This window comes from Citrobacter sp. Cpo221 (assembly GCF_030332345.1).
Lineage (GTDB): Bacteria > Pseudomonadota > Gammaproteobacteria > Enterobacterales > Enterobacteriaceae > Citrobacter > Citrobacter portucalensis.
The window spans coordinates 38,513-54,251 of the sequence record NZ_JAOWIA010000054.1 but is presented as its reverse complement, the minus strand read 5'-3'; the positions used below and the strand labels follow the sequence as shown (position 1 = coordinate 54,251).

The following is a 15,739-nucleotide window of genomic DNA, read 5'->3' as shown; positions in this document are numbered from 1 at the left end:
TAAAATCGGTCGCTTTTTCAATAATCGCGACCAGGAAGGAAAACCGGCATAGTCCTGACTCAGCCATCATTGCCAGCTGTTGGATTCGCGTTTTCTTTCGTTCATCGCTGCCATAAAAAACAGATTCCCGCTCCTTCAGTACTCCAATGGTACAAATATCCATCTGCACTACCGGACGTAAGTCCAACGGTGGAACAAGAACATTTCCTTGGGTCTGGGTCATCATTAAATCCATTTTTGGAAAGTTACTGAAATTGGTCTGTCAACAGCAGGGAATACTGAATACCGCGTGGTAATTCGATAACAACGGGTTTCCCGTATGTCAGCTCCACGGTTCTTTTTGGTACATTGAAGGTCTTAATGGAATCACCGACCAGCTGGGCGTTGTTATATCGTTGGTGATCGTAATAATCAATCTGACCACTGATTTCGACTGTTCGGCTGTCGGCGTCCGGGGTTACGTTGATGTACATTTTCGCCGCAGCAAATTTCCGGTCCAGGTCATCTCTATATGCTTTGCCTGGCAACGGTTGCATTGGGTAAAGATTTAGATGACTTATGTTTTTCTGAGGGAGAAGACGGTCAGCCTCTAGGCTGATTGTCGTCGGGCCGGATACCAGAGATTGCATCTGCGTATTAAGATATAGCTTTTTAGCTTGCTGAGAGCTGCACCCCATCATCAACATACACGTTGCCGCAACCCCAATAATTTTTTTCATTACGTTTTCCTTTTAAAAGGGGAAGTAAATTTCTCCTGTACATCAATGTCTATCGGCATCGATATCGGGATGTTTAGGTGTTATGCCCGTAAGGCATGGAGGCGACAATTATTGTTGACCATATCTCGGTGGGTCAGGGGCGCCGTCGCCCGACATAGCCGGCTCCTGTACCGGCACACCAACCAGGTCCGCGCCGAAATGAAACGTCCTTCGGTGTTACCGGACACCGCGATCAGCGAGTCTGTCGAAAAAGTCATCGTGACCGTCTACAGTCCGCAGGACTACGCGGCTGAAGCCTAGAGAGTTCAAAGACGGTGTCCGCTCACCGAAGTCCAGGTTCGCTTTTCCAGGGCTGGAAAAGCGTCTGTTCATCCCGGATCAGCCTTATCGGAAAGTGATGATCTCCAACAGTGGTGAATGGGATATGGGATTCGTGTTCCAGGAGGGGGTCTGCGAGCTGCACCTGTACTCCAATGGCATCCCGGAAGATGAAAACTCGGTTCCGCTCAAAAAGGTGGTTTCAGAACTGATCTGCAGCATCGAGAGCTACCTGTAACCCTTCCGCTGCTGACCGCTATGCCACAAAGCTTCCAGGAACGTTTCCTAGCGCTGGCGAAAGCCGTGGCCGGGACTCCTGATGCCCTTCGCTCGGATCGGTATGAAGAAGATACCGGCCAGTTGCTGACTGAGATGCTGGCCGGATTCGGGTTCACGCCGGATCAGGCTTCTCGCCTCACCCGCCTTATCCACTGGCCGCTGTTGAGTCAGGAAGAATATGCCCTCAGTAACGGTAGCGGGGAGTTGCCAGGGGCATAATATGGGGTCAGTTTGGATATCGAAAATTATTGTACGTTAAGGTTAATTTTTGTTCAGCCCATCATCAATGGTGCGCTTGTGCCTCAGCTCCGTAAAGCAGCCGTCTGCCAGATACAGAACCCGGTCTGCAGAGGCTATGGTTTCCGGGCGATGGGCTATCAGCAGGACAGGAAGCCCCAGCTGACGTAGTGTCTGGCTTATCTGAATTTCACTTTCAACATCAAGATGGCTGGTCGCTTCATCCAGTAATAAAAATCCCGGTTTCTTGTACAAAGCCCTGGCCAGCAGAATGCGTTGTTTTTGCCCTCCGGAAAGCCCTCCACCGGTTTCACCAATCAGCGTCTGATACCCCATCGGCATAGACATGATATCGCTGTCGATAAGTGCCAGTCTGGCGCACTGGATCATTCGTTCATGATTGCGGTCTCCACTGAAAAAAATGATGTTATCTGCAATGGAGCCCCTGAAAAGATGGTCATCCTGCAGTACGGTACCGATTCGCTGACGTACCTGAAAATAATCCGGGTGGGTATGCGGTATGCCAAATGCCCTGATTGTTCCCTCATCCGGGATGTGGATCCCCAGGATAAGCTTCACCAGTGTCGATTTCCCGCATCCGGATTGACCGGTAATGGCCATCACCTCGCCAGGATGGAGTGTCAGCGACACCCCGCGGAGTATCGGTTTATTCCCTCCCTTGTGGCTGAAGGTTATATGCTCAAGGGATAAAGGAACACGGGCACCGTCGGCCACATCCCCCCGGAATACGGACGGGAAGACAGAAGTATCATTGTCTTCCTGAGCGGGTTGTTGCTGATAGTCTTCTGTCGGGGTCAGCACAATGTCAGCCAGGCGTTCGTTGTAGATATCAAGCATACGCCAGGAAAAATACTTATCGGTCAGGCTGCTGATACTGGATGAAAAACGCATCTGGTAGGACAAATAAGCAACCAGCATGCCGACGGTGAAGGTACCGTTCAGTACTTCCCCGGCACCTTTCCACAAAATAATCGCTGATACCACGCTGCCGGTCAGGGTGTGTGCAATGTCATAGCACATCAGCTGACGGCTCTGTCGCAGCTGCGTATTCCTGCGAACAATGTTGAGGTTCAGCCAGGCGGCCTCACGGTGCGCTGTCACGCCGTTAATTCTCAGGCTCAGAATACCGTTGAGGGTTTCAAGAAAATGCCCGGACTCCCTGGCACCTGCGTCCCAGGCATCTTCTGCCGACTGTCGAAGGGACGGATACCACAACGCCCTCAGCACACCGTAGATAATGGCTGCCAGTACGGCTATCAGCGTCATTTCCGGACTGTACAGCAGCATCATACAGAGCGCAGTTATCACGAGCAACACGTCCAGAATACCTTCCAGTACCTGCGTGGTCAGCGCCTCCTGGATGGTATCCACGGCCTCAAAACGGGCATTGATACTTCCCTTACTGCGCGCATCAAACCAGCCCAGCGGGAGACGCACCAGATGATGGAAAACCCGGGCTGTCCACTGCATGTTAAAATTGACGGACAGAGTTATACTGGCCCACTGGCGTGCCAGCGACAGCAGCATCTGGGTCATTGACAGCAGCAGCAGGGCAATGATTATAACGGTCAGGAGACTTCGATCGGCGGCAACCAGCACTTCATCAATTACCAGCTGGTTGAGAAGTGGACTACTCAGCGTCAGGATTTCCAGCGCCAGGGCAAAAATGATGATGCGCGACATCGCGGCCAGCAGCCCGGGTGTCCTGCCTGTCAGTTGGCGCAGGCGAATTTTTTTTCTTTCATCCCGGGCGGTAAAATCACTGGCCGGCGTCAACTCCAGCGCGACACCGGTGAAATGTTTTCCTGCATCCTGCAGGGAGAGCGTTATCTTCCCTTTGTCCGGGTCGTGGATAACCAGCCTGCTCCCGCGAACTTTATAAAGCACGACGAAATGGTTCATGTTCCAGTGGAGAATGCACGGGAGAGAAAGGGATTTCAGGTCTTCCGGCTCCAGCCGGACGGCCCGGGAGGACAACCGGATACCGGCTGCACACTCTATCAGCCTCTGCAGGGTCATCCCCTGTGTGCTGATACTGAAACGTTCGCGCAGGGTGGGTAAATCTGTCTGCAGACCATGCCAGCAGGCCATCATGACCAGACATGCCAGACCACATTCCGCAGACTCTGTCTGCCGGATGAGGGGGAGCTGTTTTCTCCCGGTCCATTTAAGGGTATCCATTACAGTTTTCCTTTCAGGCTCCAGAGTGGCTCGGTCAGCCACTCCCACAAATGGCGGGTATCCAGGCTGACATCCCCCTCAAGGGTCATGCCGGGGCGCAGGGGTTCCTGTTTTCCATAAGCCAGAATGAAGGTATTCTCAGGTTCGACGATGACGCGGTAGTGCCCTTCATTCTCTTTCCAGGTCACAGGGGATACGGAGAGTAAATCCGAAGGGGTCAGCGTTGTACGGCTTATCTCTCGGATAGTCCCGTACTGAACGCCAAACTTCTGATAGGGGAATGCGGCGAACCGAAGTGCAACACGCTGCCCCGGCTGAATAAAACCGGCATTCTGACTGGTGGCATAGAGTTCTATCTGCAGACGAGCATTGTCGGGAACCAGAGTCATGACCGGTTCAGATGCCCTGACAGACTGTCCCTGTCTGATCAGCACGGCAGCAACGGTTCCGGATACCGGTGACGTCAGCGTAAAGTTCTCCTGTCCGGCCAGTTCGTCCTGCTGTTGCCTGATCCCCTGCAACTGCCTGTCCAGCTCAGCTTTACGGCTTTCCCCCTGAACGATGAGATGGTTAAGATCTTCTTCAGCAGCCTCCATTGCAGTGTGTAGTTGCAGAAGCCCCTGACGCTGATCCTCAACGTTTTGCAGTGACGTAGAAACGTCAATTTGCTTCTGCTGGTATTCGATATCTGATACGTAATGCGTTCCAGCCAGTTTTTTATAGCGCTCCATGACGGACACGGCCAGCGTGGCCTGATGCCCGGCAAGCGACAGGCGCAGCTCTGCACTTTTAATCTGTGGTTTCAGGGAGGCAATTCGCTGTAGTATGGCCTGCTGCTGCTGACTGTTGTCACGCAATTCCAGAGTCTGCTGGGAAGACAGCATGGCATACTGAGTCTTCAGGGACATGCTCATGGCTGCCAGTGTACCTGTGCCCTGCCCGTTGTAATGCTCGCCGCTGATATGGTAAACAGGCTCACCGGCAGCTACGTGCTGACCTTCTGAAACAGTCTGTCGGGTGACGTATCCGGCATATTGCGGTGTGATTTTCACCAGTCCTGATGAAGGCATCACTATACCTGTAAGATGAGCCTTGCGGGTATAACTACCATAATAAACGAATAATGAGACGCTCAGAAATATAAGTAATGTAGCAACGGCGCATACTGACATGCCAAATGACGCGGGTAAGACAATATCTCCGTACTCTGTATCACTGTTATGTTCTAATGCTTCCTCCCTGAATATACTCATGGTTATAAAATATTTTGAATATTTAATAATATAACAAAGGTATTCATGCCTGAATGTATTAACATAGGATAAAAAAGGGATCTGCTTTTAATTCTGACCCCTAATAACAGCATAGATACAACAAAAAGGACTGATTGATCCAGAACATTATAATACTGAAAGTGCATCAGAGAGAAAAACAAAGATGTTATCACACAGGGAATGATAATGTTTTCCTTGAAAATTGAACGCAGAAATCCAAAGGCACAGGCTCTGTATACGATCTCCTCATAGTAGGGTACGACCAGTGTCATCACTAAAACTGTTATCCAGTTTATCTGTGATGGTTCGTAATGATATAAATAGTCTCTGTAGCAGTAAACAGCTAACTGTATCAGAATAATTATAAGGAATGACAGGGCTGAAAATTTAACTGTAGCTGAGTCTGTTCTTATTTTTATTCTACACTCAGGAAATTCCTTTAGGTAAAATAAGTAAACAAGAGTTGAAATTAGAATCTCTGTAATGAACACAATGAAAAATGCAATATCCAGTCCAACATAACGCAGTGTAAAGGTTGGCGATAATGTTACAATAGTTGATATAATAACCACTGCAAGAAAAATAATAGCGCTGTATTTACTATATCTAAACTGGCTCGAACGTTCATCCATTACAAAACATCACTTTATGAAGGTTATTATTTTTGCTAAAACTATATCTGTAAATTTAGCAGTGGAAAACAAGGTGATCAATGTAATTACTATTTTTGAAAATTCCTCAGGCAACGAAAACCATGACAAATCAATAATGGAGGAACCACTTAATAGCGCAAAACCCAGTAATAAACTTAATATAAAAGACAATAATTTAATAAACACTGCAGTATCCTCCGTTGATACTTACTTATCGACTACAGGTACCACCGACGTTACTTCCTGAACAATTACTGGAACCAGCTCTGTTTCCGCCTCCGTTACCATTTCCTCCACCGGAGAGACACTGGCCGATAACTGCCCCACCAATAGTTCCTCTGGTCATTCCTACAGGACCACCTTTAATGGCACCACCAACCATTCCACTAAAGACAGCATTAGCACATTTAACTGTGCTCGGGTCACTGTAAATGTGTGTCGGTGCATTTCGTCCCAGTGAGTTACGGGCTCCGGTGTTACGACTACGACTTCCGCCTCCTTCATAATTACTGTTTGCGTTGCCACCACTGACTAATGCAATTTCATCAAAACTCAATTCTCTGATATTTGACATAAAAATCCCTCTTATAAATTTTAACATAAAGTGCTGTTTCACTATTACATGACCAAAATGTATGCACAAAGTGAATTTATGTAAATAAATGTAAATTTATTATCATGTGTTATTGAATGGAACTTGCATTATTTATTACTTATTGATTTAAAATCTAACTTATCTCGATGATATGCCTGGATTCGGCAAACCTGTGAAGTGCTGTAGCCTGTTGCTTCTGCCGTTTCACGGATGCTCAGTTTCTTGACCTCCCGGTAGTACAGAACTTTCTGATGTCGTTCCTGATCAGCCTGTTTGCCTCGATATTTCCCCAGTATATGGGCCCGTTCAATTCCCTGTTTTTGCCGCTGGCGGCGGCTCAGCCAGTCCTTATGCGACATCGCAGCCATCAGGTCGATAAGCATATTATTGATAGCTGTTATCACTGCGCAGGTGATTGGGTCAGTCTGTGAAGGGGCTTTATCAGACAGCGCCTGCCATGACGTGGGGACATCCAGGCTGACAATCCGCAGCTCATGTTGTTCTATCTGCTTTTTCAGCGTCATCCAGTCGCTGTTACTCAGACGGGTCAGGCGGTCTATCTGCTCGACCAGCAAAATATCACTGTGGTGACTGTCCATCAGTAAGCGTCCCAGTTCCGGGCGGTCAAGTTTTGTTCCGCTGATGTTCTCCCGGTAGTAACTGGCTATTTTATAGCCTCGTTCCTGAACGAACTGCTCCAGCATCTCTTTTGCCCGATCGGCGAACTGATCTTCCGTCGATGCCCTTAAATAAGCTCTGATGAACATTTTTTCACCGTGTTATCGCATTTAGGTTATTGCATTTAATCTATCGCATATAGGTTATTTCATTCATGATGTGCCGTCACGTTTTAGTTATAGCGTCAGGGTGTACCCTTATGCGATAAGCATTTTTGTTAAAAATACCGCACAGAATAATTTATGAAGGAAACTATATGGCAAGGAGGCAGATTCTTTCTCTGTCGGAAAGAGAATCATTACTGGCATTACCGGACGATGAGTTAACGCTGACACGAATGGCCTATTTCAGTGAACATGATCTGGCGCTTATCAGTGCTCACCGTAAACCCGCCAGCCGTTTTGGTTTTGCTGTCCTTCTTTGCTATCTGAAAAATGTCGGCTTTGCACCGGATAAAAAAATCCCACCCTCTGATATGCTGCTGAAGCATATCGCCAGCAGGCTAAAACTTACCGGGGATCTCTGGCCTGCTTACCTTTCCGGCAGGGAAACCACGCGACGCGAACATTTAACCGAACTGTACCGCTACCTTGGCGTAAAATCGTTCACCGGCAAAATACAGCAGGACTGTATTACACACCTGCTGCCGATGGCGACGCGCACCGATAAAGGTATTCTTCTGGCCGAAGAACTGCTGGTCTGGCTCCGGAAGAACAACGTGATAATCCCCGCGATTGATGTCGTGGAGCGTACCTGTGCGGAGGCCATGGCTGGCGGCGATGAAATCGTATTTCAGACCCTGAATGCCCCGTTAACTCCGGCTCACAGGGATGCCCTGGATCGTTTACTTGAGTCCTCAGATAATAAGTCTTCCAGACTGACATGGCTTCTGCAACCGCCGGGTAAAATCAATGGTAAGAACGTGCTGCAACACCTTGATCGGCTCAGTAGCATTGAATTGCTGGCATTACCTGAAGGTATAGATCGTACCATTCACCAGAACCGGTTGCTGAAACTGGCGCGGGAAGGCCGAAAGATGAGCAGCCGGGATTTGACCCGATTTTCAGCAGCCCGGCGTCATGCGATCCTGGTGTGCGTGCTGGAAGAAGCCAGAGCCACACTGACAGATGAAGTGATTGAGCTGCATGAACGCATGCTGAACAGCCTGTTCAGCAAAGCCAAAAGAACACAGGCTGAGCGCCTTCAGCAGACCGGAAAGCTGATCCAGTCAAAACTGAGGCAGTACATAGATATCGGCCAGGCACTGTTTGAAGCTCGTGATTCCGGTGGCGATCCATGGCTCGCAATAGAAAACATACTGCCATGGCCTGAATTTGTCGCCAGTCTGGAAGAAACGCGCCATCTCGCCAGAAAAAATAATTTTGATCCGCTGCATATTATTACTGAGAAATACAGCACATTACGGAAATATGCCCCGCGCATGTTGTCTGCTTTACAGTTAGTCGCCACCCCGGCAGCGCAACCTCTGGCTGATGCGCTGGTTGTGATCCAGGATATGTACCGGAAGCAGTCACGTAAAGTTCCGGCGACAGCGCCGCTTGAGTTTGTCCCTGAAAGCTGGCGCAAGGTGGTGATTACACCTGCGGGTATTGACCGGCAGTACTATGAATTTTGTGCGCTCAGCGAGCTTAAGGGGGCATTGCGCTCCGGAGACATCTGGGTTAAAGGCTCACGCCGCTACAAAAACTTTGATGATTACCTCATTCCCGAAAAGGACTTTGACAAACTCACACCGGCGCTGCCCCTGCCCGTATCAGCTGATAATCATGAGTACATTACCAGCCGTATGACTCTGCTTCAGTCCAGACTTGAAGAGGTCAATGCCATGGCAGCCCTTGGTGAACTGCCCGATGTGGAAATATCTGACAGGGGAGTAAAAGTCTCTCCGCTGGATAACTGCGTCCCGGTGCAGGTTTCACCGCTGGCAGAGCTGGTTTACAGCATGCTACCGCGCCCTAAAATCACGGAAATTCTCGATGAGGTAAACAGCTGGACGACGTTTACCCGACATTTTTCGCATATAAAAAACGACATTACCCGTCCCGATACCCGCCTGCTCCTCACCACCATCCTTGCGGATGGCATCAATCTTGGTCTGACCAAAATGGCGGAAGCCTGTCCCGGAAGCACCAAATCATCACTGGAAGATATCCAGGCATGGTACATCCGCGACGAAACCTATTCAGCCGCCCTCGCAGAGCTGGTAAACGCGCAGGGGAAAAGACCACTGGCGGCATTCTGGGGAGACGGGACAACGTCATCATCAGACGGACAAAATTTCAGAACAGGCAGCTCTGGCCGCTACGCAGGGCAGGTTAACCCGAAATACGGGCAGGAGCCTGGACGTCAGTTTTACACCCATATTTCGGATCAATACAGCCCGTTTTACACCTGCATAATCAGTCGGGTCAGGGATTCAACCCATGTTCTCGATGGCCTGCTATACCACGAAAGCGACCTGGAAATCAGAGAGCATTACACCGATACCGCAGGTTTCACCGATCATGTCTTTGCCCTGATGCATCTGCTGGGGTTTGCGTTCTGTCCGCGAATCAGGGATCTCCACGACAAAAAGCTGTTTATCAAAGGGAAAGCGGACCAGTACCCGGCGCTTCAGTCACTGATATCAACGACCAGCCTGAATCTGAAAGAGATCGAAATTCACTGGCGTGAAGTACTGCGTCTGGCGACCTCGATAAAGCAGGGAACCGTGACAGCATCTCTGATGCTGAAAAAACTAGCGAGCTACCCCAAGCAAAACGGACTTGCCAAAGCACTGAGAGAAATTGGGCGCATTGAGCGAACGCTATTTATGCTTGACTGGTTCCGCGATCCTGCATTGCGTCGGCGAGTACAGGCGGGGCTGAATAAAGGTGAGGCACGTAACGCACTGGCGCGGGCGGTATTTATGCACCGGCTGGGAGAAATCAGGGACAGAAAGCCTGAAAATCAGAGCTATCGCGCCAGTGGACTGACGCTTCTGACGGCTGCGATCTCGCTGTGGAATACTGTGTATATGGAAAGGGCGATCGATGCCCTGAAGCGTAAAGGACTAAAGATCAACGAACAACTGCTGTCGCATTTGTCGCCGTTAGGCTGGGAGCACATCAATCTGACAGGTGATTATATCTGGAAAAGCAACCGGATACCGGCTTCCGGTAAGTTTCGTCGGTTGAGACCAGCTAAAGTCGGAAGGTCAAAAAACAGCCTTAACGTACAATAATTTTCGATATCCAAACTGACCCCAATATTGATACGGTAACCGATCACTGACATTCCTTGTAAAATACTGAATAATATAAATTTACGCTAAATGTATTCCTTCCTGTGCCGATAATTAAAGGGTCAGGAGGGAAGGGTTATGAACGATTTTCATATTTTAAGTCTTTGTGTTCAGAATAAGGATGTGGCAGGCGCCATGCGTGTGCTGCGGGATAAATCAGAGTTTGCGGCACGCATAATTCTGGAAAAATTAAAGGTTCGCGTGACGTCACAGACAGGCAGGGCTTTCTGGCATCATGTTCAGGACTGGCTGCTGATGGCGTGCCGTCAGGAGAATACACCGAATGAGTCACACGGTTCCCAGCCTTCTTCGACCCCTTCAGACACTAGGGCAGATCAGTCCTGCTGCCCTGGATATGGTCAAAGTGCTGGCACTGATCGCCATGCTGGCCGACCACATCAACACCCTGTTCCTGACGCCCGGCAACCTGCTTTTGTATGCGGCTGGCCGGATGGCCTTCCCCCTGTTCACGCTTATCTGGGCGATGAACGTGCAGCGCACACCGGAACGGCTCCAGGTGAGGGCAAACCGTCTGTGGAGATGGGCCGTCATAACCCAGCCTGTATTCAGCCTGGCTTTTGCGCATCACCATCCGTGGTGGGCACTGAACATTCTTTTCGTGTTCGCAGGTGTCACGCAACTGCTTGCCCTACAGTACAGGTACGGAAAAAAAGGGCTGATGGCTGGCGTACTGCTGCTGGTCGTCCTGGTCTGGCCGCTGAGCCCGGCCAGTTATGGCCTGGCGGGTATGGTTCTGGCCACCGGCATGGTCATAGCAACGGGCGGGCAGACGTCTGCCGTGCAGCGCACGGGGGTTATCGTGTCCGGGCTGTCACTGTGCTGTCTGAACGGGGTATCACACCTGCTGAGTCTGCCGGCAGACACGCTGCTGTTCGCCACCCTCCCCACACTGGTTTTCCCCATTATGGCCATTTACCTGAGCATTCAGTTGTGCCCGGAGGGCTGCCCGCGCTTTATGCCCCGGCATTTTTTCTACATCGCCTATGCCGGCCATCTGCTGGTTCTGCTCATCCTGATGCAACTCTGGTGAGAGAGCCACCGTTTACGGGGCGTCAGCGTGGCCCCGGAATTCTGCGTCCCTGCTCCAGCAAATCAATGGCCAGTTGCAGATAAAGCACCTGGTCCGGCGCCCATTTGCCGGTTTCGGCAATCTCATTTCGCAGCACAGTGACGATATTTCCACTGGTGGAATCGTGTCCTGTCTCCACAAGTGAAAAAACGATGCTGCCCACGACCTGGCACATTTCTTCATGCTGGCGCAGGAACGCTTCTGTGAATAGTCCATCCTGTTTTCTCCACTGCGAATCTGTTCAAAATTACGGCGCATGCTCTTTATGCCGCGTAGCGGCATGGAGACGCCAGCAGAAGTCACACTGAGAGCAGTCGGTGGGAGGCGTCGTGACCGGCGCAGCCGTTACGGATTGATAGTTTCTGCCTTGCCCACCCCATTCCCTGCAAAGCCAAATCCACTAAAAGCTACTCCGGTTGATGATTTGCGCCGTCGGAGTGGTCACGACAAGGCATGGCCGAAGTCGGGGCGTATCTCCGCGTTAGCGGGCCGTTAGGGCCGCTTACGGGCGTGTACGGAAAACTGTCAGCAGCACCACCCACAGCGACACTGAATTCTAGTTACAACATCCCTTACAAAGCGGGGGTGTTCCGGCCCTTTGGGCCGGGGCGGCGTCGGTTTGGCAGGGGTAAGGGGTGTGCACTGGGGTGGCTTTTTGCGCCACCGGGGCCCGGCGCTTGGCGACGGGAGGTACTTTTGTCTTTTTTCTGAGCGCGCGGCCGGGGGCCGCTGCATGCGAAGGCATTACCGGTTTTCCCCGTTATCCACAGAAGTCATGCAGTGAACAGGAGGTCTCTTTTATGAATATAAGTAAAGGGTGAAACCCTGAATATTTTGCAGGTATGTGGATGTCAGTTGCAGGTAACTGCTTTTCCCTGTTTGCGGGTATTTGTGGATAAACGGGACGGTATGACATCCCCGCCGGGATATCGTGCAGGCTGTCGCAGAAAAAGGGAGGCATTCACGGGGCAGGTGTTCATAAAACAGGCAGGGATAATGTCGGGACGTGAGAAGGCCTCCGCCGTCAGGCGGATAAACCAGAAAAGGGGTCAGTGCGGCGGGGAAGCGCCCGGAATGGCCAGGTCGACCAGTTCCAGCTGGTACAGCTGTGACCAGACCATTTTCTCAAACTGGCGGGGCGTCAGGTGCTGCGTCCGGCCCTTCAGACTGCGCCAGAGCTGCTCTGACACCTGGCGCTTGCGTTCATCAAAAGGCAGGTCAGACAGTTTCTGACGCATTTTACCTTCGATGGCCCGGGTCCGGCGGCTGAGAAGGGTCTGATGCCGGCAGCGTTCGTACCAGCGGCGACGGGCGGCTTTCAGGGACAGGGTTTCGCCGGGCTTCAGCTGGCCATCGTCGATGGCCTGAAGACGCATCTCCTGCTCCGCGCGCAGCCTGTCCATGTTCACCCCGGTCAGCTGCCAGCCTGCGTCAGTGATAATGACGTGTTTCGGAAAACGGCAGCCGTTCACGCAGTCCCATTCCGCCGGCGGGCATTCGACCACCCCAAAGCGCTCCAGTTCGTGGATCAGGCGCGAAACGCGTGACGTTGTCACAGCCTGCTCCGCAATGATGTGGTCATCCGCATCCCGCGGGCTGAGCGCGGCCGCCAGGGCGGAGACATTGATGGTCACCACACTGGTGGCCAGATCGACTTTGTTGATGAACAGGATGAACAGCGCATCCAGCAGCTGCCGGCGCTCCGGACGGAATGCCCGCCGGCGGCCGGCAGTATTACGCAGGAACACAAAGACGGGATCGGCAGAAACCCGGCGGCGCACCACCCACTGACCGGTGGTTTTATCCCGGCTCATCAGGTTACGCAGAGCACGACCGTGCTCCCGGCTTAAGGGTTTGTAGTGCGACGGCCGGATATAGACCGGGGCCGGGCATTTACAGGCCGTGGAATGAAGGCCACGGGCACGCCTGTCGGCGCGGGGGATCAGTATTTCATTCACGCCGGCCTGTTCTTATGGCGGCCGGGTGTTGTTTTCTATGGTGCATGCGTTATAATCCTTCACAGGCCACGCGCCTGCTTTTGGACCCCCTGATATCTGATGATTCCGCCAAGTTTCGTACAGATTTCGGGGGGTTTGTGCATTCAGGCTCCGGGAACTCCCCGTCACCTGCTCCTGAGCGTCTTTCCGGACACGCTCCCGTCCATGTTCCTGCTTCCGGAAGTCCGCATTTCTTCCGAAAAACGTTCTGCCACCTGCCAGCCTCACCACAAAGCCGCCCACATAAACTGGGGTCAGGTCACAAAACTAAACTGAATCAACAGACTGCCCCACCACAAGACACCTGAAGACGCTGACATTCTACCTTCTCACACCTGAATTTGCCATACGAAATGATCCCGGATCATGGTGGGATACCGCAGGATCGACAGCAAAGAAAAGGGACAGACGGGAAAGAGAAAACATCGCAGCGCCCGCCGCAGGGTCAGACCTCTGGTCTGACTGAGGAAGCGCCAGGGCGCAAAGGCCGGCCCGGGCAGGAACGCACCGGGGCCACCTGACAGCAATTTCTGGCGGGAAAAGGCTGTCAGTCCCATTACCGGTACGTGACCGGGGCGGTCACTGACTCAGCTGCGCGGGCAGCCGCCGGTACTCTGTAAGGCAAGAAATTCAGCGGTCATTGTCTGCAGCGCCTGACTGTCACGGTTTCTCAGCAGCGGAATACCGGCCTGGCGCATGACCTCATTCAGCAGGATATCGCGCCGGCGACGGCTTTTTTTCAGGTGCGAGGCATCATCCAGCTCCAGCGCGGCCACAATCCGGAATGACAGCCGGTCCACGATGACCACATCACAGTGCCACCTGGACACCAGGCTGAACAGTTTCCACCACGCCCGGCTGCGCGCCCTGACGCGGGGGGCTATCTGCACAATATCGGCCACCCGCACCTGCGGACACAGATACCAGCGATTCATGTCCACGGTGCGGAACAGTCCCTGCATAAAATTCACTTCCCGGTCCGTCATCAGGTGTGCCTGACGCGCCAGGAATACGCCGCCGGCGATGAGATGCTCTGTTTCTCCCGGCCGGATGCCCGCCTCCCTCAGTGTTCTGATGAACGGAGACTGAGGGCTGTTCGCTTTTATCACGCGGAAAAATAGCGCCAGCATGACCATCAGCGGGAGGATAAACCACAGAATGGTTGTATTCACGGGTGCTCTCCTTCGCCGGCGGATGTGGTGTTCCCGGGCACGGTCCGCAGCTCCGGGTGGTCAGCAGGGACGCTCAGGGAGAACCCGGCGGAGAACAGCCAGCCGTCCAGCGTGACCCGGTTTTCAGGTTCGTCAGGCGCACACAGCGTAATGCTTTGCGCTGTAACGTCTGTGATTTCAAAGTTTTCCTCCGAAAGAATGCGGATAAGGTCATCACGTGAACGGATAATGCCCTGCCCCACCAGGTTTCTTAGCGCTCTTTTTAAAATTGCGCAGGCTTCTTCGTTTTCTTTCTGACTGTCTCGGTTGTCTTCTGACATGCTCTTTCCTTATCTGACCGGACCGTTGTGCCCCCGGGCGACACGGTCCCTGGCCTGTGTCATGCGGCCGGCTGGCCGCGCCTGATGATTACGGTTTCGGATTACCCGCGGCGGTATTAATTGCCCTCTGCAGGGTATCTGCGCGGGTAAGTCCGGGGATGACGGTCACCCTGCCGGCACGGGCCCCGGCAGAAGGAAGTACCACCAGGGCAGGCGTCCCGCTGAAGCCCAGTTGCTGCGCCAGCGTCTGAATTCCGTCCAGCGTGCCCTGTACATCAGCCGCCTGCCCGGCGTCGAAATTCACGGCGGTTGCCGCCGCACGGATATCGTCATCCGTCAGCCGGCCCTCGTTATGGCCGGTGGCATACAGTGTGTTGTGATAGTGAAGCCAGGCATCAGCCCCTTTCTGCAACCATATCTGCAGCCCGGTTTTCGCTGCACGCCCGGATTCCGGCCAGCGCGTCTCAAATATCGGGAGTGGCTTGAACACAAAACGCACGTCCGGGTTGGCCGCCATGACTTTCTGGAGCACCGGAGCCAGTCGGGCACAGTAGATACACTGGTAATCGAAGAATTCGACGACCGTCACCTGCGCATCAGCGGGACCATACGACGGGGTGCCTTTATCATCCAGCAGTGCCCCCTGATGCTCAGCGACAGCCGCCGTCATGGCCTGCATCTGCCTTTCCTGCTGCTGTTCCTGCAGTTTCTGGCTGACGTTAACCAGTACCTCCGGATGGGCGACGAGGTAGTCTGCGGCCACTTCGCCAATTCTGGCCTCCTGCGCCGGTGTGAACACCGGCTGAGGGGTTGCTGCGCGTGCTGTCGGACCAGAAATGATGAATGTTGTAACTATTAGTGAGGCTAAAACTGTTCTGCTTGTGCTTTTCATTTGCATATG

The 15,739-nt window shown here is 52.4% G+C and carries 16 protein-coding genes; 4 read left to right on the top strand and 12 right to left on the bottom strand.

From position 1 onward, the window contains the following. A partial coding sequence (locus OGY72_RS13975; protein ID WP_286547793.1) for a hypothetical protein occupies positions 1–223 on the bottom strand: 223 nt, incomplete at its 3' end. 22 nt (positions 224–245) lie between these two features. After that, positions 246–719, bottom strand: a complete 474-nt coding sequence (locus tag OGY72_RS13970) for a putative periplasmic lipoprotein (RefSeq protein ID WP_191027949.1) — start codon at positions 717–719, stop codon at positions 246–248. Between the two features lie 397 nt (positions 720–1,116). Here OGY72_RS13970 and OGY72_RS13965 point away from each other — a divergent pair, with 397 nt between their 5' ends. Together OGY72_RS13965 and OGY72_RS13960 are read left to right on the top strand one after the other, a co-directional pair. Further along, positions 1,117–1,275, top strand: a complete 159-nt coding sequence (locus OGY72_RS13965) for a hypothetical protein (protein ID WP_159137290.1) — start codon at positions 1,117–1,119, stop codon at positions 1,273–1,275. A 20-nt stretch (positions 1,276–1,295) separates the two neighbouring features. Beyond that, positions 1,296–1,535 (top strand): hypothetical protein, encoded by a 240-nt coding sequence (locus OGY72_RS13960; RefSeq protein ID WP_223870243.1) that lies wholly within the window; start codon positions 1,296–1,298, stop codon positions 1,533–1,535. A 42-nt stretch (positions 1,536–1,577) separates the two neighbouring features. Here the strand turns inward: OGY72_RS13960 and OGY72_RS13955 are convergent, their stop codons facing one another. The 4 genes from OGY72_RS13955 to OGY72_RS13940 all read right to left on the bottom strand — a co-directional run bounded on the left by OGY72_RS13955 (position 1,578) and on the right by OGY72_RS13940 (position 7,044). Then, entirely contained in the window at positions 1,578–3,755 is a 2,178-nt protein-coding gene (locus OGY72_RS13955; protein WP_086504903.1) for a peptidase domain-containing ABC transporter, read from the bottom strand. Next, positions 3,755–5,008 carry an HlyD family secretion protein gene (locus tag OGY72_RS13950; RefSeq protein ID WP_001567323.1) on the bottom strand — a complete coding sequence of 418 codons (1,254 nt, stop codon included), beginning with the start codon at positions 5,006–5,008 and terminating at the stop codon, positions 3,755–3,757. Before OGY72_RS13950 ends, OGY72_RS13955 begins: the two co-directional genes overlap by 1 nt. A gap of 2 nt (positions 5,009–5,010) precedes the next feature. Next, entirely contained in the window at positions 5,011–5,661 is a 651-nt protein-coding gene (locus OGY72_RS13945) for a CPBP family intramembrane glutamic endopeptidase (RefSeq protein WP_001567322.1), read from the bottom strand. A gap of 723 nt (positions 5,662–6,384) precedes the next feature. After that, positions 6,385–7,044 (bottom strand): recombinase family protein, encoded by a 660-nt coding sequence (locus OGY72_RS13940; protein ID WP_286547973.1) that lies wholly within the window; start codon positions 7,042–7,044, stop codon positions 6,385–6,387. Positions 7,045–7,211: 167 nt separating this feature from the next. Here OGY72_RS13940 and OGY72_RS13935 point away from each other — a divergent pair, with 167 nt between their 5' ends. Together OGY72_RS13935 and OGY72_RS13930 are read left to right on the top strand one after the other, a co-directional pair. Then, the gene (locus OGY72_RS13935) at positions 7,212–10,199 is read left to right on the top strand and encodes a Tn3 family transposase (RefSeq protein WP_016236529.1); all 2,988 of its coding nucleotides are present in this window, start codon (positions 7,212–7,214) and stop codon (positions 10,197–10,199) included. Positions 10,200–10,542: 343 nt separating this feature from the next. Further along, entirely contained in the window at positions 10,543–11,310 is a 768-nt protein-coding gene (locus OGY72_RS13930) for a TraX family protein (RefSeq protein ID WP_159137291.1), read from the top strand. Positions 11,311–11,332: 22 nt separating this feature from the next. Here OGY72_RS13930 and OGY72_RS13925 read toward each other — a convergent pair whose 3' ends face one another. The 6 genes from OGY72_RS13925 to OGY72_RS13905 all read right to left on the bottom strand — a co-directional run bounded on the left by OGY72_RS13925 (position 11,333) and on the right by OGY72_RS13905 (position 15,730). After that, positions 11,333–11,524 carry a DUF2767 family protein gene (locus OGY72_RS13925; protein WP_159137292.1) on the bottom strand — a complete coding sequence of 64 codons (192 nt, stop codon included), beginning with the start codon at positions 11,522–11,524 and terminating at the stop codon, positions 11,333–11,335. Between the two features lie 232 nt (positions 11,525–11,756). Beyond that, on the bottom strand, positions 11,757–11,891 hold the full coding sequence (locus OGY72_RS24950; RefSeq protein WP_502872877.1) for a replication-associated protein RepA4: 135 nt from the start codon (positions 11,889–11,891) through the stop codon (positions 11,757–11,759). Positions 11,892–12,398: 507 nt separating this feature from the next. After that, a complete protein-coding gene (gene repA / locus OGY72_RS13920; RefSeq protein ID WP_191226011.1) occupies positions 12,399–13,307 on the bottom strand; it encodes a plasmid replication initiator RepA in 909 nt (302 codons plus the stop codon). Positions 13,308–13,933: 626 nt separating this feature from the next. Then, the gene (locus OGY72_RS13915) at positions 13,934–14,482 is read right to left on the bottom strand and encodes a DUF2726 domain-containing protein (RefSeq protein ID WP_170975984.1); all 549 of its coding nucleotides are present in this window, start codon (positions 14,480–14,482) and stop codon (positions 13,934–13,936) included. A 32-nt stretch (positions 14,483–14,514) separates the two neighbouring features. Then, positions 14,515–14,838, bottom strand: a complete 324-nt coding sequence (locus tag OGY72_RS13910) for a hypothetical protein (RefSeq protein WP_137366872.1) — start codon at positions 14,836–14,838, stop codon at positions 14,515–14,517. An 88-nt stretch (positions 14,839–14,926) separates the two neighbouring features. After that, the gene (locus OGY72_RS13905) at positions 14,927–15,730 is read right to left on the bottom strand and encodes a DsbA family protein (RefSeq protein WP_286547968.1); all 804 of its coding nucleotides are present in this window, start codon (positions 15,728–15,730) and stop codon (positions 14,927–14,929) included. Positions 15,731–15,739: the final 9 nt, after the last annotated feature.